The organism is Telluria antibiotica (assembly GCF_011682055.1).
Classification (GTDB): domain Bacteria; phylum Pseudomonadota; class Gammaproteobacteria; order Burkholderiales; family Burkholderiaceae_D; genus Telluria; species Telluria antibiotica.
In genome coordinates, this window is sequence record NZ_JAAQOM010000026.1 from 18,354 (window position 1) to 40,821 (window position 22,468).

Annotated in this window: 19 protein-coding genes; 9 read left to right on the top strand and 10 right to left on the bottom strand. The window is 67.0% G+C overall.

The genetic code is table 11. From position 1 onward, the window contains the following. Positions 1–143: 143 nt before the first annotated feature. The 9 genes from HAV22_RS29100 to HAV22_RS29140 form a co-directional block, all read right to left on the bottom strand. The gene (locus HAV22_RS29100; protein WP_166864796.1) at positions 144–1,280 is read right to left on the bottom strand and encodes an NAD(P)/FAD-dependent oxidoreductase; all 1,137 of its coding nucleotides are present in this window, start codon (positions 1,278–1,280) and stop codon (positions 144–146) included. Next, a complete protein-coding gene (locus HAV22_RS29105) occupies positions 1,277–2,653 on the bottom strand; it encodes an FAD/NAD(P)-dependent oxidoreductase (protein WP_166864799.1) in 1,377 nt (458 codons plus the stop codon). Before HAV22_RS29105 ends, HAV22_RS29100 begins: the two co-directional genes overlap by 4 nt. After that, positions 2,635–2,943 (bottom strand): (2Fe-2S)-binding protein, encoded by a 309-nt coding sequence (locus tag HAV22_RS29110; protein ID WP_166864802.1) that lies wholly within the window; start codon positions 2,941–2,943, stop codon positions 2,635–2,637. The genes HAV22_RS29105 and HAV22_RS29110 overlap by 19 nt, the downstream gene beginning before the upstream one ends. After that, on the bottom strand, positions 2,940–4,781 hold the full coding sequence (locus HAV22_RS29115) for an ABC transporter ATP-binding protein (protein ID WP_166864805.1): 1,842 nt from the start codon (positions 4,779–4,781) through the stop codon (positions 2,940–2,942). Before HAV22_RS29115 ends, HAV22_RS29110 begins: the two co-directional genes overlap by 4 nt. 1 nt (position 4,782) lies before the next feature. Beyond that, positions 4,783–5,631, bottom strand: coding sequence for an ABC transporter permease (locus HAV22_RS29120; protein ID WP_229421495.1), 849 nt, complete (start codon positions 5,629–5,631; stop codon positions 4,783–4,785). Positions 5,632–5,639: 8 nt separating this feature from the next. Then, on the bottom strand, positions 5,640–6,593 hold the full coding sequence (locus tag HAV22_RS29125) for an ABC transporter permease (RefSeq protein ID WP_208296429.1): 954 nt from the start codon (positions 6,591–6,593) through the stop codon (positions 5,640–5,642). 18 nt (positions 6,594–6,611) lie between these two features. Next, a complete protein-coding gene (locus HAV22_RS29130; RefSeq protein ID WP_166864814.1) occupies positions 6,612–7,889 on the bottom strand; it encodes an NAD(P)/FAD-dependent oxidoreductase in 1,278 nt (425 codons plus the stop codon). Between the two features lie 26 nt (positions 7,890–7,915). Further along, entirely contained in the window at positions 7,916–8,584 is a 669-nt protein-coding gene (locus HAV22_RS29135; protein ID WP_166864883.1) for a haloacid dehalogenase type II, read from the bottom strand. Between the two features lie 191 nt (positions 8,585–8,775). After that, on the bottom strand, positions 8,776–10,254 hold the full coding sequence (locus HAV22_RS29140; protein WP_166864816.1) for an aldehyde dehydrogenase family protein: 1,479 nt from the start codon (positions 10,252–10,254) through the stop codon (positions 8,776–8,778). A 241-nt stretch (positions 10,255–10,495) separates the two neighbouring features. On the opposite strand from HAV22_RS29140, the gene HAV22_RS29145 reads away from it, so the two are divergent. The 9 genes from HAV22_RS29145 to HAV22_RS29185 all read left to right on the top strand — a co-directional run bounded on the left by HAV22_RS29145 (position 10,496) and on the right by HAV22_RS29185 (position 21,371). After that, a complete protein-coding gene (locus HAV22_RS29145) occupies positions 10,496–11,359 on the top strand; it encodes a GNAT family N-acetyltransferase (protein WP_229421496.1) in 864 nt (287 codons plus the stop codon). Positions 11,360–11,442: 83 nt separating this feature from the next. Then, positions 11,443–12,303, top strand: coding sequence for a GNAT family N-acetyltransferase (locus tag HAV22_RS29150; protein ID WP_166864819.1), 861 nt, complete (start codon positions 11,443–11,445; stop codon positions 12,301–12,303). Positions 12,304–12,449: 146 nt separating this feature from the next. Beyond that, a complete protein-coding gene (locus HAV22_RS29155) occupies positions 12,450–13,835 on the top strand; it encodes an aspartate aminotransferase family protein (RefSeq protein WP_166864822.1) in 1,386 nt (461 codons plus the stop codon). A gap of 115 nt (positions 13,836–13,950) precedes the next feature. Beyond that, positions 13,951–14,445, top strand: a complete 495-nt coding sequence (locus HAV22_RS29160; RefSeq protein WP_371869777.1) for an Lrp/AsnC family transcriptional regulator — start codon at positions 13,951–13,953, stop codon at positions 14,443–14,445. A gap of 232 nt (positions 14,446–14,677) precedes the next feature. Then, positions 14,678–15,793: a tartrate dehydrogenase gene (locus HAV22_RS29165; protein WP_166864827.1), complete on the top strand. Its 1,116-nt coding sequence runs from the start codon at positions 14,678–14,680 to the stop codon at positions 15,791–15,793. A 15-nt stretch (positions 15,794–15,808) separates the two neighbouring features. Further along, complete coding sequence (locus HAV22_RS29170) at positions 15,809–17,290, top strand: NAD-dependent succinate-semialdehyde dehydrogenase (protein ID WP_166864830.1); 1,482 nt, start codon at positions 15,809–15,811, stop codon at positions 17,288–17,290. Positions 17,291–17,307: 17 nt separating this feature from the next. After that, positions 17,308–18,276: a M14 family metallopeptidase gene (locus tag HAV22_RS29175; protein WP_166864832.1), complete on the top strand. Its 969-nt coding sequence runs from the start codon at positions 17,308–17,310 to the stop codon at positions 18,274–18,276. A 105-nt stretch (positions 18,277–18,381) separates the two neighbouring features. Next, positions 18,382–20,358, top strand: coding sequence for a PepSY domain-containing protein (locus HAV22_RS29180; RefSeq protein ID WP_166864835.1), 1,977 nt, complete (start codon positions 18,382–18,384; stop codon positions 20,356–20,358). Positions 20,359–21,152: 794 nt separating this feature from the next. Next, complete coding sequence (locus HAV22_RS29185) at positions 21,153–21,371, top strand: helix-turn-helix transcriptional regulator (RefSeq protein WP_166864837.1); 219 nt, start codon at positions 21,153–21,155, stop codon at positions 21,369–21,371. Between the two features lie 662 nt (positions 21,372–22,033). Here HAV22_RS29185 and HAV22_RS29190 read toward each other — a convergent pair. After that, positions 22,034–22,372, bottom strand: a complete 339-nt coding sequence (locus tag HAV22_RS29190) for a hypothetical protein (protein ID WP_166864840.1) — start codon at positions 22,370–22,372, stop codon at positions 22,034–22,036. Between the last annotated feature and the right edge of the window lie 96 nt (positions 22,373–22,468).

Consider the following 22,468-nt stretch of genomic DNA (forward strand, 5'->3'; position numbering starts at 1 on the left):
GGATTTCCGGGGCGTCGATATGCTGTTTTGCAAGGAGACAGCAGCAGATTCTTTGGAATTGAGGGGCTGGACAGCGGCCAAAAAAAAGCGGCGCGGTCCATCGAAGACCGCGCCGCCATTCGGACGATTTCAAATACGCGCGCTTATGCCAGGACCTTGTCGAAGCGGCGGATATCGAAGTAGTCGATCGGCGTGCTGGTGGCGCCGGTGGCGATCAGTTCCGCCATCACGTCGCCCACGCCCGGCCCCAGCTGGAAGCCTTCGCCGGAAAAACCGAAGGCATAGAACAGGCCGGGCACGCGTGCGCTCGGCCCCATGACCGCCCGGCCGTCGTTCATGTACCCTTCGATGCCGGCCCACACGCGGATGATGCTCAGGTGCCTGAAGGCGGGCACCACGCGCGGCGCCTGGCCCAGCTTGATCAGCGTGCGCATCGGATTGACGTAGGCGCGCCGGTTCACCATGTCGACCGGCTCATGGCCGCCGCCGCCGATCACGATGTTGCCGCGCGCGACCTGGCGGAAATATACCCCCGGCGCCGGCGTGTCGGAAATCGCGCCGGTGGTCGGCCCGATGGCGTAAGGCACCGGTTCCGTGACCGCCATCTGCGGCGCCTTGACGATCATCGGCACCGGCTCGCCGAAGGCGGCGCTGATGCGGTCGCCCCAGGCGCCCGCCGTGATGAGCGCCACCGGCGCGCGGAATTCGCGGCCGTCGGCCGCGCTCACGCGAAACCCGCCGCCGTCCTTTTCGACGTGCACGATCTCGGTATTTTCCAGCACCTGCGCCCCCGCGCGCGCAGCCGCGCGTCCGATCGCCGGCGCCGCCAGGCGCGGGTTGGCATGGCCGTCGTTGGGGGCGAGGCAACCGGCGATGACGTCCGGCCCCAGGTAGGGAAAGCGCTCGCGCAGCGCTTTCGCCGTCATCATCTGCATCCCGAGGCCGTAGTCCCGGGCGTCCTGCGCATAGCGCTGCATGCGCTCTTCGTGTTCCGCCACGAAGCCGACACGCAAGTGGCCGTTCAACAGCAGCTCGGCGTCCGCGTCGAACAGTTCGCGGAATTTCAACCAGGTCTGGCGCGAGCGGTTGGACAAGGGCAGTTCGCCGAGCGCGCGGCCCATCCGGCGCGTGTTGCCGAAATTGACCCCGCTGGCCTGCTGGCCGATCAGGCCGCGTTCGAGCAGGATGACCGAGCGGCCGCGCTGGCGCAGGAAAAATGCCGCGGAGGCGCCCATGATCCCGCCCCCGACGATGACGACGTCGGCCGAGTGTTGGTTCATACAGTCTCCTTTTGGGTCGCAATCGGGAGCGGCTTGACCGGCGCCTGGCCGCGCAGGCGCCCGACCGCCTCCACCGGCACGCCGGCGGCGGCGGCAATCACTTCCGCCCCGGCATGGCCGCAATATCGTCCCTGGCAGCGTCCCATGCCGACGCGGCTGAACGCCTTGGCGCGGTTGGCTTCGCGCGCACCCATCTCGCACACCACGCGGCGCAGTTCGCCGGCCGTGATCGCTTCGCAGCGGCACACGATGGCGTCGTCCGGCAACTGCGCGGCTTGCTGCACCGGCCACGGGAATGCCTGCGCCAGTCCTTGCCGGAAGCGTTCCATGCGCGCCTGGTCGGTGCGCAATCGCGCCAGCTCGCCATCCGGCACCAGCAAGCCGACATCCTTCAGCAGCGCGAGCGCAGCCAGCTTGCCGCCGATCTCGGCCGCGTCGGCGCCCAGCACGCGCATGCCGTCGCCGGCCAGGTACACGCCCGCCACCGAGGTGCGGCCATCTGCGCTCACCTCGGGCAGCCATTGGCGCGTTTCCTGGTCGAAGCGGAACGCGCAGCGCGCCAGGTCGGCCAACTGCGTTTCCGGGCGCAGGTGGTAGCCCATGGCGACCCCATCGCATTCCAGCGACCGGACGTGTCCCCGCCCATCCCGGAACACCAGGCCGTGCACGCCGGCATCGGGCGAACCCTGGATTTCGACCGGTGTGATCCCGGTCAGCACCGGCACCCCGGCCCGCTTGAGACCGGCCACCAGCGCGAAGCCGTTGCGCAGCAGGCGCGGGCGCGCCAGCAATTTCGGCAGCGCGGCCACGCGCCGCATCAATGGCGAGGTGTCGAGCACCGCGGCCACCGTGGCCCCGGCCTTCACGTATTGGGACGCCACCAGGTACAGCAGCGGACCGGTCCCCATGAACACGATCTTGCTGCCGATGGCGCAGGCCTGGGCCTTCAGGGCGATCTGCGCCGCCCCCAGGCTGTAGGTGCCGGCGTAGTGCCAGCCCTTGACCGGCATGAGGCGGTCGGTGGCGCCGGAACAGATCACCAGCGCGTCGTAGGGAAGGCTGCGCGTACGCTGGTCGTGCACCACGTGCACCTCGCCTTCGAACAGGTTCCAGGCCAGGGTCTCCGGCAGATAATCGATGTGGCCGCGCAGCGCATCGAAGCTCTCGTGCAGCGATTGCGCACGCCGGGCCTCGGTGCCGTACAGCTTGGCGTAGGGGCGCGTGAAATTGTCCGGCTGGCGACGGTAGATCTGGCCGCCGTCGCGGCGGTTTTCGTCGATCACGGTCGGGCGCAGGCCGGCGGCCACCAGCGTCTCGGCGCAGCGCACCCCCGCCGGGCCGGCGCCGATGACGATTACACGAGGTTGGGCCATGTCGCCTCCGGCTGTTTGGTTATGATATGCATTCCCTCTCCTACCACGGTGGTGCAGGCGCGCAGGCGCTCGCCAGAGGCGGTCCACACCCAGCAATCCTGGCAGGCCCCCATCAGGCAAAAACCGGCGCGCTTGCCGTCGCCGAATTCCGACTCGCGCAACTGGCACGCATTATTCAGCACCGCGACCATCAGCGTGTCGCCCTCGAGGGCGTCGGCCGGGCGCCCGTCGATCGTGATCCGCACCGGCTTCCGGTTCGCTTCCCCCAGGCGGACAAATCTTTGACTCATGCTACTTCTCCTTCGATCACGCCCAGCGGCGTTTGCAATTCGCGCAGCGTGGCCGCGCCGTGGTGGCACAGGATGCTGCCGCCGTTGTCGAGCTCCCGGCGCGGCGGCGGCAGCAGGTTGCACACGCCATCCATGCGCAGCGCGCAGCGGTCGATGAAACCGCAGGTGCCCGGCGCCTGGCTGGCCGACGGCAGCGGCGGCAGCGCCGCCGGCGTGCGCCCCTCCACCTCTTCCAGCCAGCCCTGGCGCAGCACCGGCACCGACGACATCAACAGGTGCGCATACGGGTGGAACGGCGGCGCCGCCAGCGCCTCGCGCCTGCGCGACTCGACCTTGCGTCCCGCGTACAGCACCACGATCTCGTCGCAGATGGCGCGTACCGTGTTGATGTCGTGGCTGATGAACATGTACGAGACCTGCAATTCCCTGCGCAGTTCGGCCATCAGTTCGAGAATCGCCGCGCCCACCACGGTGTCCAGCGCCGACGTGACCTCGTCGCACAGGATCAGGTCCGGCTGCGCCGCCAGCGCGCGCGCCAGGTTGATGCGCTGCTTCTGGCCGCCCGACAGTTCGCCCGGCAGGCGCTCGGCCACGGCCGCCGGCAGCTTCACCAGGTCGAGCAGTTGCCGCACGCGCCGGCGCCGCGCATCGCCCTTCATGCCGTGGTAGAACTCGAGCGGACGGCCCAGGATGCGCTCGATCGAATGGCGCGGATTGAGCGCCGTGTCGGCGTTCTGGAACACGAACTGGATGCGCCGGCACTGCTCGCGCGTGCGCCCTTCCAGCGTCGGCGCCAGCGCCGCGCCGTCCAGCAGGATCTCGCCCTGTGACGGCGCCACCATGCCGGCCAGCGTACGCGCCAGCGTGGTCTTGCCGCAACCGGATTCGCCGATCACGCCGATGGTCGCGCCGCGCGGGATCACCAGGTCGATGTCTTCCAGCACGCGCTTGACCGGCGCCGCGCCCTTGCCCGAACCGTAGCGCGCCGCCAGGCCGCGCACTTCCAGCAGCGGCCGGGCCGCCGCCTTGATTGGCACGGCGGCCGGCCGCGCCGCCGGTTCGATCGCCGCCAGCAGGCTGCGCGTGTACGGGTGCGCGGGCGCGGCCAGGATTTGCGACGTCGTGCCGTTTTCCTGGATCGCACCGTGGCGCAGCACCACGATCCGGTCCGCCATCTGCGCCACCACGGCCAGGTCGTGCGAGACGTACACCGCCGTGCTGCCGCGCTCCTGCACGACTTTCTTGAACGCGCGCAGCACGTCGATCTGCGTGGTCACGTCCAGCGCCGTGGTCGGCTCGTCCAGGATCACCAGGTCGGGATCGGTGATCAGCGCCATCGCCGCCATCAGGCGCTGCAGCTGGCCGCCCGACACCTGGTGCGGATAGCGCTGGCCGATATGATCCGGGTCCGGCAGGGCCAGCTCGCGGAACAGTTCGACCGCCTTGGCTTCGGCCGCCGCGCGCGCCATCAGGCCGTGGATCAGCGCGCTCTCGATCACCTGGTCCATGATGCGCCTGGACGGGTTGAACGACGCCGCCGCGCTTTGCGCGATGTAGGCCACGGTGCGCCCGCGCAGGCCGGCCAGCTGGCGTTCGCCGAGCGCGAGCATCTGGTGCCCGGCCACGTCGACGGTGCCGCCGGCCAGGCGGCAGCCGGCGCGCGCATAGCCCATCAGCGCCAGCGCGATCGTGCTCTTGCCGGAACCGGATTCGCCGATCAGCGCCAGCACCTCGCCCTTCTCGATCGAGAACGCGGCGTCGTGGACGATCGTGACTTCCTCGTCCTGGTCGTTGCGCGCCGTGACGCGCAGGCCGGACACCTTGACTAGTTCATTCATGTCACCCTCCGCGGCGCTTGCGGCCGGCGAAGCCGTCGATGGCCATGTTCACGCCGATGGTGAGGGTGGCGATCGCAATCGCCGGCACGATCACGGCCGGCGAGCCTTCGCTCAAGCCGATAATGTTCTCGCGCACCAGCGAGCCCCAGTCTGCATCCGGCGGCTGCACGCCCAGGCCCAGGAAGCTCAGGCCGCTCAGCAACAGGACGATGAACAGGAACCGCAGGCCGAAGTCGGCCAGCACCGGGCGCAGCATGTTCGGCAGCATCTCCTGCAGCGTGATATAGACAAGGCTCTCGCCGCGCGCACGCGCGGCCTGCACATACTCCATGGCCTGCACGTTCACGGCCAGCGAACGCGCGATGCGAAACGCGCCGGGCATGTAGCCGATACCGATCGTCAACACCAGCACCGGCACCGACGAGCCGAACGCGGCGATCATGATCAGCGCCAGCAGCTTGGTCGGGATGCTGAGCTGGATGTCGACGAGGCGGCTGACGACGGTGTCGAACCAGCCGCCGCGCGCCGCGGCGAACATGGCCAGCGCGGTGCCGCCAATGCTGGCCACCAGCACCGCCGCCAGCGCCACGCCGACGGTATAGGGCGCACCTTGCAGGATGCGCGACAGCATGTCGCGCCCGAGGAAATCGGCGCCCAGCGGATATTGCGCACTGATGGGGGCGAACACGGCGTCGCCGTTCATGTTGCCCACGTCGTCCGGCGCGAGCCAGGGGCCGAACACGGCCATCAGCATCCAGAACCCCACCACGGCGGCGCCGGCCACGCCGGCGATGGGCAGGCGGCCGCGCGGCTTGCGCCTGCCCGGGGTGGGAACGATGGAAGGCGGCATGGATGTTTTCATTTGCGCAGTCTCGGATTGGACAGGATGGCGGCCAGGTCGGCCACGGTCAGCAGCACCAGGTAGCCGGCGCAGAACAGCATGGCGCAGGCTTGCACGACCGGCATGTCGCGCACAGTCACGGAATCGACCATCAGGCTGGCGATGCCCGGATAATTGAAAATCGATTCGACGATGATCACGCCGCCGATCAGGTACGACAGCGACAGCGCCACCGCGTTGGCGATCGGCCCCACGGCATTCGGCAAGGCATGGGTCAATACCATGCGCACCGGCCGCACTCCCTTCAGGCGCGCCATCTCGATGTAGGACGAGGTGAGCTGGTCGATCACGGCGGCGCGGGTCATGCGCGACATCTGCGCGACGATCACGCAGCACAGAGTCAGCACCGGCATCGCGTACACGCGCATGAACTGGCCCAGGGTCGCGATGTCGTCGGGGCGCGACAGGGCCGCCAGCCAGTGCAGCTTGACGGCGAAGATCAGCACCGCCACCGTGGCGATCAGGAACTCCGGTACCGACACCACCCATACGGTGGCCATGTTCACGATGCGGTCGTACAGGGAGCCGCGGAACATGGCGCTGGTCACGCCGATGACCAGCGCCACCGGCACCGAGACCGCCGTCGTGGCCGCGGCCAGCATCAGCGAATTGGGCAAGCGGGCGCCGATCAGTTGCGCCACCGGCAGGTCGTTGGCCAGGGCGTGGCCGGGGTCGCCCAGCACGATGCCGCCCAGCCAGCGCGCATAGCGCACATAGCCCGGTTGGTCCAGGCCGAACTTGGCGCGCAGCGCGGCCAGCAATTCCGGCGTCGACTCCTGCCCGAGCATGGCCTGGGCCGCGTCGCCCGGCAGCAGGCTCGTAATGGCGAACACCACCACCGACACCGCGAGCAGCGTCAGCAGCCCGACGCCGATTCGGTTCGCGATCAGCCGCAGCGCATCACTTTTCAGGATCATGACGGTTTCCTCTCAATGCAACCAGTCCTGGAACCGGTAATAGGTGCCGACGAATGGCAGGAACCACGGCGAGCCGAAGTGCCCGGTGATGGCCGGCCACTCGAGTGTGCGCCACGGATTGCGCTCGGGCTTGCCGGCCATGACATCGGCCATCACCTGCCCCATGTGAACCGACATCTGCACCCCGTGGCCGCTGTAGCCGGTCGCGAAATACATCCCCTGGTGCTCGCCCGCGCGCGGCAGGCGGTCCGCCGTCATGTCGACGAGCCCACCCCAGCAATAGTCGATGCCGATCCCCTTCAGCTGCGGGAACATGTCTTCCATGGCGGCGCGCAGGACCGCACCGCTTTTCACGTCGGAGCGCGGGTTGGACATGGCGAAGCGCGCGCGGCCGCCGAACACCAGGCGGTTGTCCGGCGCAAGACGGAAGTAATTGCCGATGATCCTGGAGGTGACGTAGTTGCGGCGATGCGGCATCAGGCGCTGGATCAGCTCCGCCGGCAGCGGCTCGGTGGCGACGATAAAGCTGCCAACGGAAATCATGCGGCGGCGGAAATAAGAGAAGGGACCGGTGCGCGAATTCCCCGTCGCCAGCAGCACTTGCTTGGCGTCGATCACGCCGCGCGCACTGGTCACACGGAAGCCGCCGTTGGAAAGGCGCTCGAGCCGCGTGACGGGCGCCTGCTCGAACACGTGCGCGCCGGCGCGCGCGGCGGCATGCGCCAGGCCGACGCCGAACTTACCCATGTGCATCTGCGCACTGTTCGCCTGCAGCATCCCGCCATGGAATTTGTCCGAGCCGATTTCCTCGCCCATGTGCGCCGGCTCCACCATGCGCACGTCCGGCTCGCCCTCGCGTCGCAGCAGCTCGCAGGCGCGCGCCAGCTTGTCGTAATGCTCGGGCTTGGCGGCCAGCTTCAGCTTGCCGACCACGGCAAAATCGCAGGCGATGGCTTCGTCGCGGACGATGCCCGCCACCGTGTGGAAGGCGGCGGAATACGCGCGCTGGAAGTCGCGCGCCTTGTCCACGCCCAGGCGTGCCGACAGCGCGCCGAAGTCGTGCGCCAGGCCGCCGCTGCAATGGCCGCCGTTGCGGCCGGAGGCTTCCCCGATCACGCGCCCGGCCTCCAGCACCGTCACCGAGGCGCCGCGCCGGGCCAGCGCCAGCGCGGCCGACAAACCGGTGAAGCCGCCGCCGACGACCACCACGTCGGCGCGTCCGGCGACAGGGCCCTGCTCGCCCGCGGCGAAGGCGGGGGCGGTATCGAGCCAGTAGGATTCAAGCTTCATCGCAGCGTCCCATGTTGGTCATCGTCTTACAGGCCGACCAGGGCCGGCAGGCCGCTCAGGTCCTTGATTTCGTGGTAGTCGTAGCCCGGCGTGCCCGGTTCGTGGCCGCGGTTGACGAAGACCTTGTTCTTGATCCCCATGTCATGCGCGGACATCAGGTCGTAGCGCGGGCTCGACGACACGTGCAGCACGTCGTCCGGGCTGCAGCCCAGCTGGTCGAGCATGTATTCGAAAGCCTGCAGGCGGGGCTTGTAGGCGCCGGCCTGCTGCGCCGTGTAGACACGGTGGAAGGGTGCGCCCAGTTTTTCGACGTTGTACGGTAGCTGTTCGTCCATGGCGTTCGACAGGATCACCAGCTGGTATTCCTTGGCCAGCCTGGCCAGTGCGGCCGGCACGTCCGCGTGCGGGCCCCATGTCGGCACGGCGTCGTAGAACGTCATGCCTTCGTCGTCGCGGTATTCGATCCCCCAGCGCTTGCACGTGCGCCGCACGGCGTTGCACAGGATCTCGTCGTACGGCTTCCAGTCGCCCATGACTTCGTCGAGGCGATAGGCGGCGAAATCGCGGGTGAACCGATGCATCTGTTCGGGTGCGATGCGGCCGGCGAAGAGTTCGCGCGCCACGTCGGACATGCGGAAATTGATCAGCGTGCCGTAGCAGTCGAAGGAAATGTATTTGGGCCGCAGGTGCCTAATCACGTTGATGGTTCCTTTAGTCGATGGCTCAATCCGGGTCCGACAGCACGTCCAGGGACGCTGCCGTCTGCCTACGATTTAACCATTGCCGGTCTCGGCGAATGTCTTGTATTGGCGCGGTCAAAACACAGAATGCATGGTATTTTTCCACTGCAGCAGCATATCTTGCCGCGCTTTCATCAGCCCCTCGCTCAGGCTGCGAAATCCACCAGGACGCTCTTGAAATGCAGGTTCGCCTCGAAGGCCTGGCGGCCCAGATCCTTGCCGATGCCGGAGCGCTTGTAGCCGCCGGTGGGAATGACGTAGTCGGAACTGCGCCCGTAGCGGTTGATCCACACCGTCCCGGCCTCGATGCCGCGCGCCAGACGCATGGCGCGGCCGATATCGGCCGTATGGATGCCGGCCGCGAGGCCGTAGTCCGGGTGGTCGGCCAGGGCCAGGGCCTGGTCCTCATCGTCGAACACCTGCACGGTGATGACCGGGCCGAAGATTTCGTTCTTCACCGCGTCCATCGCGCTGTCGACCCGGGTCAGGATGGTCGGCTGGTAATAGGCGCCAGCGCCGACGACCGGGATGGCGCGGCCGCCCGCCACGATCTCCGCGCCGGCCGCCACCCCGCGCTGCACGATGCCGTCGATGCGCTGCATTTCGCGCCGGTTGATGATCGGGCTCAGCGACGCGCCGCTGTCCCAGGTGGGTCCGGCCTGGAGCTCGGCGAACACGGCGGCGAGGCGCTCGATGAAGCGCTCGGCGATGGAGCGCTGCACGATCAGGCGCGAACCGGCCACGCACACCTGGCCGGCATTCAGCGTGATCGCGCGCGCCACCGTGCGCACGGTCTTTTCCAGGTCGGGCGCGTCGGCGAACACGATTTGCGGGCTCTTGCCGCCCAGTTCCAGCGTCACCGGCTTGGTGCCGCTCTCCGCGCATGCCGCCATGATCGCGGCGCCGGTACGGGTCGAACCGGTGAACGTCATCTTGGCCACCTGCGGATGGCGGCACAAGGCGTCGCCGGTGGTGCGGCCGTCGCCCTGTACGATATTGAAGATCCCCTTCGGCACGCCGGCGGCGACCGCCAGTTCCGCCAGGCGCAGCACGCTGAACGGCGTGAGCTCGGACGGTTTCAATACCACCGCGTTGCCGGCGGCCAGCGCCGGTGCCACCTTCCAGGAAGCCATCACCAGCGGCAGGTTCCAGGGCGCGATGGCGCCGACCACGCCGTAGGGCTCGGCGATCGTCATGCCGAGGTTGTCGCTGCGGGTTGCCGCGACATCGCCGCCGATCTTGTCGGCCCACTCGGCGAAGAAGCGGATGCCGTCGGCGGTGAAAGGCACGTCCCAGGCGGCCGCATCCTTGACCGGGCGGGTCGAGCCGACCGCCTCCAGGCGCGCCAGCGTCTGCACGTCGGCCTCGATCATGTCGGCCCAGCGGCGCAGGATGCGCGCCCGTTCGCGCGGCGCGCAGCGGCTCCAGTCGCTGGCCTTGAATGCCTGCGACGCATCCTGCACGGCCCGGTCGACCAGGTCGGCGCCGGCCACCGGCAGCGCGGCGTAGACCTGGCCGTCGGAGGGCCGCTCGACCGGCACCTCGCCGACGCCCTCCTCCACCAAGCGCCCATGGATAAAGTGCGCCGTGCGCACGTCGACCTGATTCGGATCGAAGCCTTCCATTCACTATCCCTTTCTCTCGTGCGAACAGGGCCGCTCGACCGCCGCGGGCGACCCGACTGTATGGAACGATTATAGGGTTGCGCCCAAAGCATTTTGTGCGGTTGCGATCCCGCCGGCCGGCACAAACCATGGTTTTGCCGCTGCCCGTGGTCGAATGTTTGGATTTTCATGACCCCATCGCCAGCGCCATCCGGGTGTGGCAATATTCTCGTCACTGAAGAGCCAAGCGGGAGCAAATCGCATGAAAGATCGCACGACCGATAGCGCCATCCGGTACCGCCGCATGACGGCCGACGACTTGCCCGCAGCGCACAAGTTGTCGCTGTCGGTGCTGTGGCCACACCGGCTCGAGGACTGGAAGTTCGTCCATGGCATGGGCGAAGGCATCGTCGCCGAAGACGAGACCGGCGTAATCGGCACGGCGATGTTCTGGCTGTATGGCCGGGACTATGCGTCGGTGGGCATGGTGATCGTCGCCCCCGAGCGCCAGAAGGCCGGCATCGGCCGCGGGATGGTGACGCGCATCCTGCGCGAAACGGGCGAGCGCAACGTACTGCTCCACGCCACCCGCAATCACCTCGCATTTTGCGAAAGCTTCGGTTTCTTCCAGATCGGCTGCGTGCACCAGCACCAGGGCAGCGTATTCCGCACGCCGTTCGTGCTGCTGGGCGAGGGCGAGCGGATCCGTCCCGTCGGCCCGCGCGACGAAGCCGTGCTCGCCGACCTGTCGCGGCGCGCGCTCGGCAGGTCGAGCACCGTCTCGCTCAAGCACCTGATGGAGGTCGCGAGCCTGGTCGCGATCGACCGCTACGGCGAGTTGATCGGCTACGCGGCGCTGCGCAAGTATGGGCTTGGCCATGTGATCGGCCCGGTGATCGCGCCCGACGCCGAGCGCGCCAAGGCGCTGATCGCCCACTGGGCCGGTTCGCGCGCCGGTTCGTTCGTCCGCCTCGACGTCCCTGATGCCAGCGGCTTGAGTTCCTGGCTGACGGACATGGGCCTGGTGCAGGTGGAAGCGACCGTACCGATACTGGTGCGCGGCGAGGCGCCACGTCCCGACCCATCCATGACGCGCTTCGCCCTGCTCAGCCAATCCCTGGGCTGACGCGGCACGCAAGCGACGGCGGGCCGCGCCCGCCCGCCGCCGCCATCATCCCCATCATCCCCATCATCCGACAGGAGACCGACATGCTCACCGAAACCAATCTTGCCGCCATCACCTGCCGCCGCATGGACGACGGTGACATCGCCGCCGCCCATGCGCTGTCGCAGGCGGTGCGCTGGCCGCACCGCGCCGAGGACTGGCAGTTCGTGCTGCGCGTGGGTTCGGGATGGGTCGCCGAGCAGGACGGCGCCGTGATCGGCACCGGGTTGAGCTGGAAGCAGGGCGACCACCATGCTTCGCTCGGCATGATCATCGTCTCGCCCGAGCGGCACGGCAAGGGCATCGGCCGCGAACTGATGCGACGGGTGCTGGAAGATCTCGGCGACCGCTGCATCCTGCTCAACGCAACCGCGGCCGGCCAGCCCCTGTACGAACGGATGGGCTTCGTGCCGCTCGGCACGCTGTGCCAGCACCAGGGCAGCATGGCGGCCATCCCCGCGGTCGTGCCCGCCGGCGGCGCGCGCGTGCGCCCGGCCGCGCCGCAAGACCTGCCGGCGATCGTCGCCCTGGCCAACCGCGCCACCGGCATGGCGCGCGATGCGCTGGTGCGCGAACTGGCCGGCATCGCCGAAGTGTCGGTGCTCGAGCGCGACGGCGCGCCGGTCGGGTTTTCCATCATGCGCCAGTTCGGGCGCGGCCGCGTGATCGGCCCGCTGGTGGCGCCCGACGCGGAGGGCGCCAAGGCGCTGGTGGCGCACTGGTCGGACGCCTACGCGGGCACCTTCGTCCGCATCGACATCGACGACGCCACCGGCCTCGGTCCGTGGCTGGAACAGGCCGGCCTGGCGCGGGTCGACACCGCGGTGATCATGGCCCGCAACGGCGAGCCGCGCCGCGATGCCGACATCACGCAATTTGCGATCATCAACCAGGCCTTGTGCTGACAGGCTTGACGCCGACGACGCAGAAAATGCCGAATCCCTCCGCAAAACGCAATTTCCGTTGATTTGGCATACCCTTTCCGCAAGCTAACGCTGCCAGGGTCTGGCTACCATAAGCGAAGATCATTCGCCCCGAAACCGGACCCATCATGCACAACACCGAACTTACCGAACTGGCCTCGCTGGACCGCGCCCACCTCATCCATCCAGTCGTGAACTACCGCAGCCATGAGCAGCGCGGCGCCACGATCCTCGTGTCCGGCCATGGCGTCTACCTGAACGATGCCCAGGGCAACGAGCTGCTGGACGCGTTTTCCGGCCTGTGGTGCGTCAACGTCGGCTACGGCCAGGAAAGCGTCGTGCGCGCAGCGACCGAACAGATGCGCCAGCTTCCCTACGCGACCAGCTATTTCCACTTCGCGTCGGAGCCCGCCATCCGTTTGGCGGCGCGCCTGGTAGAACTGGCGCCGGCATCGCTGCGCCACGTGTATTTCACGCTGGGCGGCTCGGACGCGGTCGACGCGGCGATCCGTTTCATCACGTATTACTTCAATTCGACCGGCCGCCCGCAAAAGAAGCATTTCATTTCACTGGAACGCGGCTACCACGGCTCGTCGTCGCAGGGATCGGGCCTGACCGCCATCGCGGCTTTCCATCAGAATTTCGACCTGCCGCTGCCGCACCAGCACAAGATCCCGTCGCCCTACCCCTACCGCAACGAAGCTGGACAGGACCCGCAGGCCATCATCGGCGCGTCGGTGGCGGCCCTGCGCGCCAAGGTCGCGGCGCTGGGGGCGGACAACGTGGCGGCGTTCTTCTGCGAGCCGGTGCAAGGCTCGGGCGGCGTGATCGTGCCGCCCAAGGGCTGGCTCAAGGCCATGCGCGAAGCCTGCCGCGAACTGGACATCCTGTTCGTGGTGGACGAGGTCATCACCGGATTCGGCCGCACCGGTCCGCTGTTCGCGTGCGAAGCGGAAGACGTGCAACCGGACCTGATGACGATCGCCAAGGGCCTGACGGCGGGCTATGCGCCGATGGGCGCCGTGCTGATGTCGGACGCGGTGTATTGCGCCATTGCCGACGGCGCGCCGGGCATGCCGGTCGGGCATGGCCACACCTATTCCGCGCACCCGGTCAGCGCCGCAGTGGCCCTGGAAGTGCTGCGCCTGTACGAGGAAGGCGGCCTGCTGGCCAACGGTGTGGCGCAAACGCCCCATTTCGAGGCGGGCTTGCGCGAGATGCTGTCCCATCCTCTGGTGGGCGAGGCGCGCAACCGCGGCTTGCTGGGGGCACTGGAACTGGTGGCGGACAAGGGCGCGAAGACGCGCTTCGACCCGGCGCTCAAGCTCAGCGAGCGCATCGCCGCCGCGGCCTACCGCAACCGCGTCATCTTCCGCGCGTTCGGCGACAACATCCTCGGCTTCGCGCCGGCACTGTGCTACACCGCCAGCGAGTTCGAACTCCTGTTCGCGCGCCTGAAGAAAACCCTGGACGAGGTGCTGGACGAGCCGGACGTGCGCCGGTCCGTCAAATAGGCGGCGACGCGACACCGCGGTGCGCTTGTCGGAACTACTTATTTACTGCTGGCACCGCGCCTGTTAGCATGCTGCTTAACTATTGCGAAACTCTCAGGAGTAGCGACGCACGATGATGCCGGAAGCGCTAAAACTCGACCGTATTGATGTTCGTATACTCGGCCACCTGCAGGCCAACGGCCGCATCACCAACGTCGACCTCGCCGATGCGGTCGGCCTGTCCCCCAGCCCTTGCCTGATCCGGGTCAAGCGGCTGGAAAAGGCCGGGTACATCACCGGCTACGGCGCCCTGATCCAGATGGAAAAACTCGGCACGATGCAAGTCGTGTTCACCCAGGTGACGCTGTCGGACCACCGGCGCGAGGATTTCGTGAAGTTCGAGACCGCCATCCGCAAGATCGACGAGGTGGTCGAATGCCACCTGGTCAGCGGCGGCTTCGACTACCTGCTCAAATTCGTCACGCGCAGCGTCGGGCATTACCAGACCATCATGGAAGAAGTACTGGAACGCAGCGCCAGCATCGAAAAGTACTTCAGCTACATCGTCATCAAGTCGCCGTTCGTCAAGACCCACTATCCGATCGAGAAGCTGTTCTCGTCCCACGAGTAAGCGGCTCGCCACGCCGAAGGGCGGCCGGCCTGGCCGCCCTTCCTGCGCTTTTCCCTCCCCGCCTGCGCACGCCGCAGAACATGCCGAAGCCGCGCTAAAAAACATTGTTTGTGCCGGCGGTGCCCCGCTCTATGGATACTTCGATCTCGGGACTGGCACTAAGATCGAATCATCATCCACCGCCGGGCAAACCCCGCCCAGCCCATTATTTGACCTGCAAAAACGGATCCTTATGGCCAAGCACTCATTCAATATCGCTGTCATCGCCGGAGACGGCATCGGCAAGGAAGTCATGCCGGAAGGCTTGCGCGTGCTCGACGCCGCCGCCAGGCGCTTCGGCATCGCACTCCATTACAAGCACATCGAATGGTCCAGCTGCGACTACTACGCGACCCACGGCAAGATGATGCCGGACGACTGGAAAGCACAGCTGGCCGGCGTGGATGCGATCTATTTCGGCGCCGTCGGCTGGCCGGACGCGGTGCCCGACCATGTCTCGCTGTGGGGCTCGATCCTGAAATTCCGCCGTGAATTCGACCAGTACATCAACCTGCGCCCGGCGCGCCTGTTCGAAGGCGTGGCCTGCCCGCTGGCCAACCGCAAGCCGGGCGACATCGACTTCATGATCGTGCGCGAAAACACCGAAGGCGAATACAGCTCGGTGGGCGGCGTGATGTACGAAGGGACCGAGCGTGAAGTCGTCATGCAGCAATCGGTGTTCTCGCGCCATGGCGCCGACCGTTTGTTGAAATTCGCGTTCGAACTCGCCCGCAAGCGCGAGCGCAAGCACCTGACGGTAGCCACCAAGAGCAACGGCATCGCGGTCAGCATGCCGTGGTGGGACGGCCGCGCGGCGGCCATCGCGGCGGATTATCCGGACGTACGCTGGGACAAGCAGCACATCGACATCCTCTCGGCCCGCTTCGTGCTGCAGCCGCAACGCTTCGACGTGGTCGCGGCAACCAACCTGTTCGGCGACATCCTGTCCGACCTCGGCCCCGCCTGCACCGGCACCCTGGGCCTGGCGCCGTCGGCCAACCTGAACCCGGAACGCAGCTTCCCGTCGCTGTTCGAACCGGTACACGGCTCGGCGCCAGACATCTACGGCAAGAACATCGCCAACCCCATCGGGATGATCTGGTCCGGCGCCATGATGCTCGACTTCATCGATCAGAGCGGCACCGTGGGCCGCCAGGCGCACGACGCGATCCTCGCCGCCATCGAACAGGTATTGGCGGACGGTCCGCGCACGCCGGACCTGGGCGGCGCCGCTTCGACCACGGACATGGGCAAGGCCATCGCCGCGGCGGTGGAGCGCGCTGCGGTTCCGGCCCGCGATTTCATCTAACCAGGAATTCCGATCATGAGCCTGACACTGACCTGCAACGACCTGCTCAAGCAACAGAACTTCATCGATGGCGAATGGTGCGACAGCATCGACGCGCGCCGCTACGACGTCACCGATCCGGCCACCGGCGCCGCCTTCGCCAGCGTCCCGGACAGCACCCCCGAGGATGCCCGTCGCGCCACGGTCGCTGCGCACAATGCGTTCGAAAGCTGGCGCACCGTGCCCGCGCGCGACCGCGCGCGCATCCTCAAACGCTGGCACGCGCTGATCGTCGCCAATACGGAAGACCTGGCCAGGATCATTTCTCGCGAACAGGGCAAGCCGCTGGCCGAAGGGCGCGCCGAAGTCGCCTACGGCGCTTCGTACGTCGAATGGTTCGCCGAAGAAGCCGTGCGCACCTACGGCGACATCATTCCCGAGCAGGTGCGTGGCCGCAAGCTGATGGTCGTGAAAGAAGGCGTGGGCGTGGTGGCAGCGATCACGCCGTGGAACTTCCCGCTGGCGATGATCGCCCGCAAGATCGCGCCGGCCTTGGCCGCCGGCTGCACCGTGGTGGCCAAGCCGGCAGAAGATACGCCCGTGACCGCGCTGGCGCTGGTCAAGCTGGCCGAGGAAGCCGGCGTGCCGCGCGGCGTACTGAACATCGTGACCTCGTCGCGTGAATCGGTGCAGGAAGTGGTCGGCGCCTGGCTGGCCGATTCGCGCGTGCGCAAGCTCACGTTCACCGGTTCGACCGCGGTCGGCAAGTACCTGGCGCGCGAATCGGCCGCCACGCTCAAAAGGCTGTCGCTGGAACTGGGCGGCAACGCGCCTTTCATCGTGTTCGACGACGCCGACCTGGACGCCGCGGTCAATGGCTTGATGGCGGCAAAGTTCCGCAACGGCGGGCAGACTTGCGTCTCGCCCAACCGCATCTACGTGCAGGATGCGGTCTACGATCGATTCGCGCAAAAGCTGGTCGCGCGCGTGGGGGCGCTGCGGGTCGGCCCCGCCACGCGTGAAGATTCGCAGATCGGCCCGATGATCAATGCGCGCGCCGTGGACAAGATCGACAGCCACGTGCGCGATGCGATCGCACATGGCGCGTGTGCACTGGTCGGCGGCGAGCGCGTACGCAACGAGATCGCGGACGGCCCGAATTATTACGCGCCCACGGTGCTGGGCGACGCCACGCCCGAGATGAAACTTGCGGGCGAGGAAACCTTCGGCCCGGTGGCGCCCCTGTTCCGCTTCCGCGACGAGGACGAGGTAGTGCGCCTCGCCAACGGCACGCCGTTCGGCCTGGCCACGTATTTCTATACCCGCGACATCGCGCGCGCATGGCGCGTGGGCGAGCGGCTGCAGTCCGGCCTGGTCGGCATCAACGAAGGCGTGCTGGCCTCGGAAGCGGCGCCGTTCGGCGGCGTCAAGGAATCCGGCTATGGGCGCGAGGGCTCGCGCCACGGCCTGGACGACTACATGCAGACCAAGTACCTGTGCCAGGGCGGCGCGGCATGACGGCCAAGGAGATGCAGATGACCGACAACGCACCGGAAACCTACCCGATCGAGATCGACTTCCCGGACATCCGTCCTTACGCCAAGGGCAATACCGGGATTCCCTACGTGTTCACCTTCGACAGCGGACTGCCCGGGCCGCACGTCATGATCAACGCCCTCACCCATGGCAATGAGGTGTGCGGCGCGGTCGCGGTGAAGGAGTTGCTCGACCTGGGCATCAGGCCGAGCCGCGGCCGCCTGACCCTGGCCTTTGCCAACGTGGCGGCCTATCTGACCTTCGATCCCGCCAGGCCGGACGCCTCGCGCTTCGTCGACCAGGACTTCAACCGCGTCTGGTCGCCCGCCATCCTGGACGACTTGTCGCGCAATTCCTCCGAACTGCGCCGCGCCCGAGCACTGCGTCCGCTGATCGATACGGTCGACTTCCTGCTCGACCTGCACTCGATGCACGAACGCAGCGCGCCATTGAGCGTGTGCGGGGCGCTCGCCAAGGGCATCGATCTGGCGCGGCGCTTCGGCACGCCCGCCACCATCGTCAGCGACGCCGGCCACGCCGAAGGACGGCGCCTACGCGACTACGGCGATTTCGGCGCCGGCGAGAGCGAACGCAATGCGCTGCTGATCGAATGCGGCCAGCACTGGGAGGCGGGCGCGGTCGACGTGGCGCGCAACTGCTGCGCGCGCTGGCTGCTCATGTTCGGGATCGTCGACTTGGCCGACCTGCCCGACCGCTGGCTCAAGCCGCACGATGCGCAGCCACGCGTGGTGCGTGTGACGGACGCGGTGGTCGCCGAAAGCATGGACTTCCGTTTTGCCGCGCCCTACACCGGCCTCGAAACGTTCGCCGACGCCGGCACCGTGATCGCATGGAGCGAAGGGCGCGCAGTGCGCACCCCTTATCCGGACTGCGTGCTGGTCATGCCGTCGCTGCGTCAACTGCGTCCCGGGACGACGGTGGTGCGGCTGGGCCGATTGCTCGGTTAGCGGCTAGGGCAACGGCCATTTCTCCGCATCGATCGCCGCCAAACGATACAAAGGCGGCCGCCGACTGTGATGTAATGCAATCACCCATCCTATCCGCACTATCCCATGAACCACACGACGACGCGGCGCGATGCGCCGCCCATCCGCCGGCGCGCAGCCGCCGCCGGCGTTCCTTCCCTGATCGTCTCCGTGCACCGCTGGCTCGGCCTGGGCGCGGGATTGCTGCTGCTCGTCGTTGCGCTGAGCGGCGCCGCCATGGTCTTCCGTCCCCAACTCGAACCGAGCGTCAGCGCCAGGCTGTGGAGCGCACCTACCTGCAGCGCTGCCCGGCCGCTGTCGACGCTGGTCGGCGCGGCCCGCGCCGCCAACCCCGGCGCCGGGACACTCAGCGCGATCCGCATGCTGCGCGCGCCCGGCACCAGCGTGCGCATCAAATTCAGCGATGGGCGCTGGGTCTACGTCGATGCATGTAGCGGCCGCGTGCTCGGGATCCAGCACGCCTACGGCGGGCCGTTCGGCACGCTCGAGTGGATTCACACCTTCGGCACCGGGCCGATCGGCGCCGTCGTCGCCGCCAGCGTCGCCACCGCCGCGCTGGTGCTGGCGCTGGCCGGCCTGCTGGCCTGGAGGCCTTCCCCACGGCGCCGCGCCGGCCTGGCCGCGGGCGCCCGCCGCCTCGCCCTGCATCGCCGGCTCGGCCCCTGGGTCGCGCCGGTGCTCCTGGTCGCGGCACTGAGCGGCCTGCCGCAGGCACTGCCCGCGCCGGCCGTCGGACCTGCCGTCGCAGTCGATGGCGCGGCCCTGGACCAGGCCTCGTTGCGCCTGGCGGGCATCCCCTGGCAGCAGCTGCAATTGCGCATGCCGCGCCGTGCCGGCGCACCGATCGACATCGACGTCACCGCGAACGATGCCCCCCATCCCTACGCCTCCGGCCTGCTGCGGCTGGACGCCGCCAGCGGCGAGCGTATCGGGTACACACCTTACGCCGCCACCGGCATCGGGCATCGCGCCTATGGCTGGGCCCTATCCCTGCACTACGGCCTGGCCGGCGGCATCGCGCAGCAGGTCGTGCTGTTCCTGGCCATGCTGACGGTGCCGGTGTTGGCCTGGTCGGGCCTGGGCAGCTTCATGGCGCGGCGGCGCGGCGCCTTGACGCTGCGGCTGCGCCGCACGTATCCGGTGGCCGACGGGATCGTGGCGTTCGAATTCACCCACCCGCTCGGATTGCGCCTGCCGCCGTGGACAGCCGGCGCGCATGTGGACGTGTTCATCGCGCCCGGCCTGGTGCGCCAGTATTCCTTGTGCGGCGATGCGCGCGACCGGCGCCGCTACGCCATCGCCGTGCTGCGTTGCCAGCCTTCGCGCGGCGGTTCGCAGGCAATGCACGAGACGCTGCGAACCGGCAGCCTGGTCAGGATCGGCATGCCGCGCAACCAGTTTGCGCTGGCGCCGCACGCGCGCCACAGCGTCCTGGTGGCGGGCGGCATCGGCATCACCCCGATCCTGGCGATGGCCGATGCGTTGGCCGCGCGCGGCGAGCGCTTCGAGCTGCACTACGCCTGCCGCAGCCGCGCGCACGCAGCCTTCCAGGAGCGTATGGCGCACCTGGGCGAAGTCCATTTGTACTGCAAAGAGGATGGGCGAACGCTGGACCTTGGCGCCTTGCTGGCCACGCGCCAGGAAGGCGCCCATCTGTACGTGTGCGGACCGGCGGGGCTGACGCAAGCGGTGCTGACCGAAGCCGAGCGGCTCGGCTGGCCAGCCGAATGCGTGCACACGGAGCGTTTCAGCCCGGCCGACGACGTGGCGCGCGGCCGCCCATTCACGCTGCGCCTCGCCAGCAGCGGCCGCCTGGTCGACGTCCCGGCCGATCGCAGCGCCCTCGCCGCCCTGGCCGATGCCGGCATCGTCATTCCCTCCTCCTGCGGCCAAGGCTTGTGCGGCAGCTGCGTCACCGGGGTGCTCGAAGGAGAACCCGATCACCGCGACCACTGCCTCACACCGGAAGCGCGCGCCGCGAATGACTGCTTCACGCCCTGCTGCTCGCGCGCGCGCGGTGAGTGCCTGGTGCTCGATCTCTAGCGATCGCCCCGATCAGGCAATGGCCGCGCATGCGCGGCGGTGGCGGGCTGCACTTTCAGGCCGGCCAGACACGGAACTGCTGACTTGCGATCGAATGCTTACTCCGGCGCGTGGCCGAGCACGAACGACAAGCATGTCGGGTGCTCGACGTTGTTGCCCTTCTTGATCCATTCTCCGTTTGGCGCCTGCTCCAGGAGCCGTTTCAGCGCGTCCAGGTCGTCGACCCCGCCCCCATCCAGGAACGCGGGTGGGGTCGAGCGCTTCGCGGATCAGATGCAGTGCGCCTCGGCCGCGCCGCTTGCGAAGCCAACGGCCATGGGGAGACTCGGGGCGATGCGTGCCATGTCGCGGTGATCGTCGAAGCGGTAGGCGTCCGCGCCGAACTGCACGTCGACCGATACAAATCCCGTTGCAGAATTCGTATTGATGTTAAATCAGGACGCCACAAAGACAAAAAACCCGCAGCTCTCAGAGCTAGCGGGTCTCATGAATGTTAAAGATTTCTCTCTAACAATTGTCCTGGCGGAGGCGGTGGGATTCCTATTTGCCCTCGCAACCCGCATGAGCACTAGTATTTGTCCTGCTGAGCTCTTCCCTTACCCTGTCTCATACCCTAAAACGTCCGGTACCCCATCAGTGGCGGCTCATCAGAGCTCCTTGCCGCACAAAGTTAAAGCAGCCTCAAAATTTGAGGTGTTATCACACGCATTTTATCAAACCAGAATAGATTTCACCTATTAACATGTAGATAACAAAAGTTGTTGTTACACCATTTCCCGTCAACGGAGCCACCAATGGAAACCGAGTTAGCGGTCGTTGAACGTCGTACCAGAATAGATGAAGTTCTTCATATCTGTGGTTTGTCCCGTAGCTCTCTCTACGCAAACATCCAAAGCGGAAACTTCCCCGCCCAAGTCAAGCTCTCGAAAAAGGCATCAGCTTGGCTCTACAGCGAAGTTCTGGCGTGGATAGCCGCACGCGCCGCAGAGCGCACAGGGCGCAGAGAGAATTAATATGATATCAACAATATGTGGTTTCGATGTCGTTCGAGCGTGTCCTGAACAGCTTTGCAGGCCGTTTTGGCTCTTAAGAATCAAGGAGTTAGCTCTGCACCACACTTTGCACCACGTGAGTTCCCCCACCGTCGAAGAAAAAGCCGACTTCAGGAAGTCGGCTTTTTTTCAATCATGCACTAAATCTTCGCGGAAAGGGCGATTCGCCCCCCATAGGCTATGAACCTTACAAGCTGGGGGGTGCACGGGAGCCCAGGGGACCGCTCCCTAGGGAGGGCGCCCTCCTTCGCTCCGGATGAGCCCGTTAAATCCCCTCAATAAACCCACGAATAAACCCAAGCAGCCTCATCACTCGCGTGCCATCAGGCTGACTTGAAAGCACGCGGTCAGGTTGCGCCCCCTCGCCCGCCGGAATCGGCGCGAGTCCATTCTGGCGGAGGCGGTAGCGGCCTGCCCCATCCCTTTGAAAAACAAAAAAAAACCCGCCCTGTCTGACGAGGGCGGGCTGAAGACGGGTCTCTACGTGACCCGCAAGGAGACCATATCGGCTCCAGACGTGCCGGAAACGCATGTCAGGAGTCTGCGCGACCGCTGGTCCGACGCGGCCGGCAGAGATGCCTGGTGAAGCCGCAGCGCACTTCACAAGACACGCTGAGCGCCGCTCAGAACTTCATGTGCACGCCCAGCGAGTACGTACGGCCGCCGCTGTATGTCTGTTCGGTGGCATTCGCGTACTGGAAGTAATAGGTCTGCTTGGCGTTGTTCGCGTTTGCAACGTTGAACGTCGCCGTCGGCCAGCCGTCGCGGTCGAAGATGCTGTCGAGGTCGAAGCTGGACGAGAAATCGACCTGCTTGTACTTTTCCCGATAGACCGCGGCCTGCGTAATGCCGTTTTCGTTGAACGGACCGGATTGCAGCGCGCCCGAGAACGTATGCGACAGGCGTGCCATGATGCCGTTGCGCTCGTTGTACACGGTGAATTTGTTCGACTGCTTCGGCACGCCAACGGCCACAAGACTGCTGGCGCCGTCTCCTACCGCGACCGGTTCAGTAGTGCCAATGCTACATAAATTTATTTCCAATGTTTTAGTCCGTCA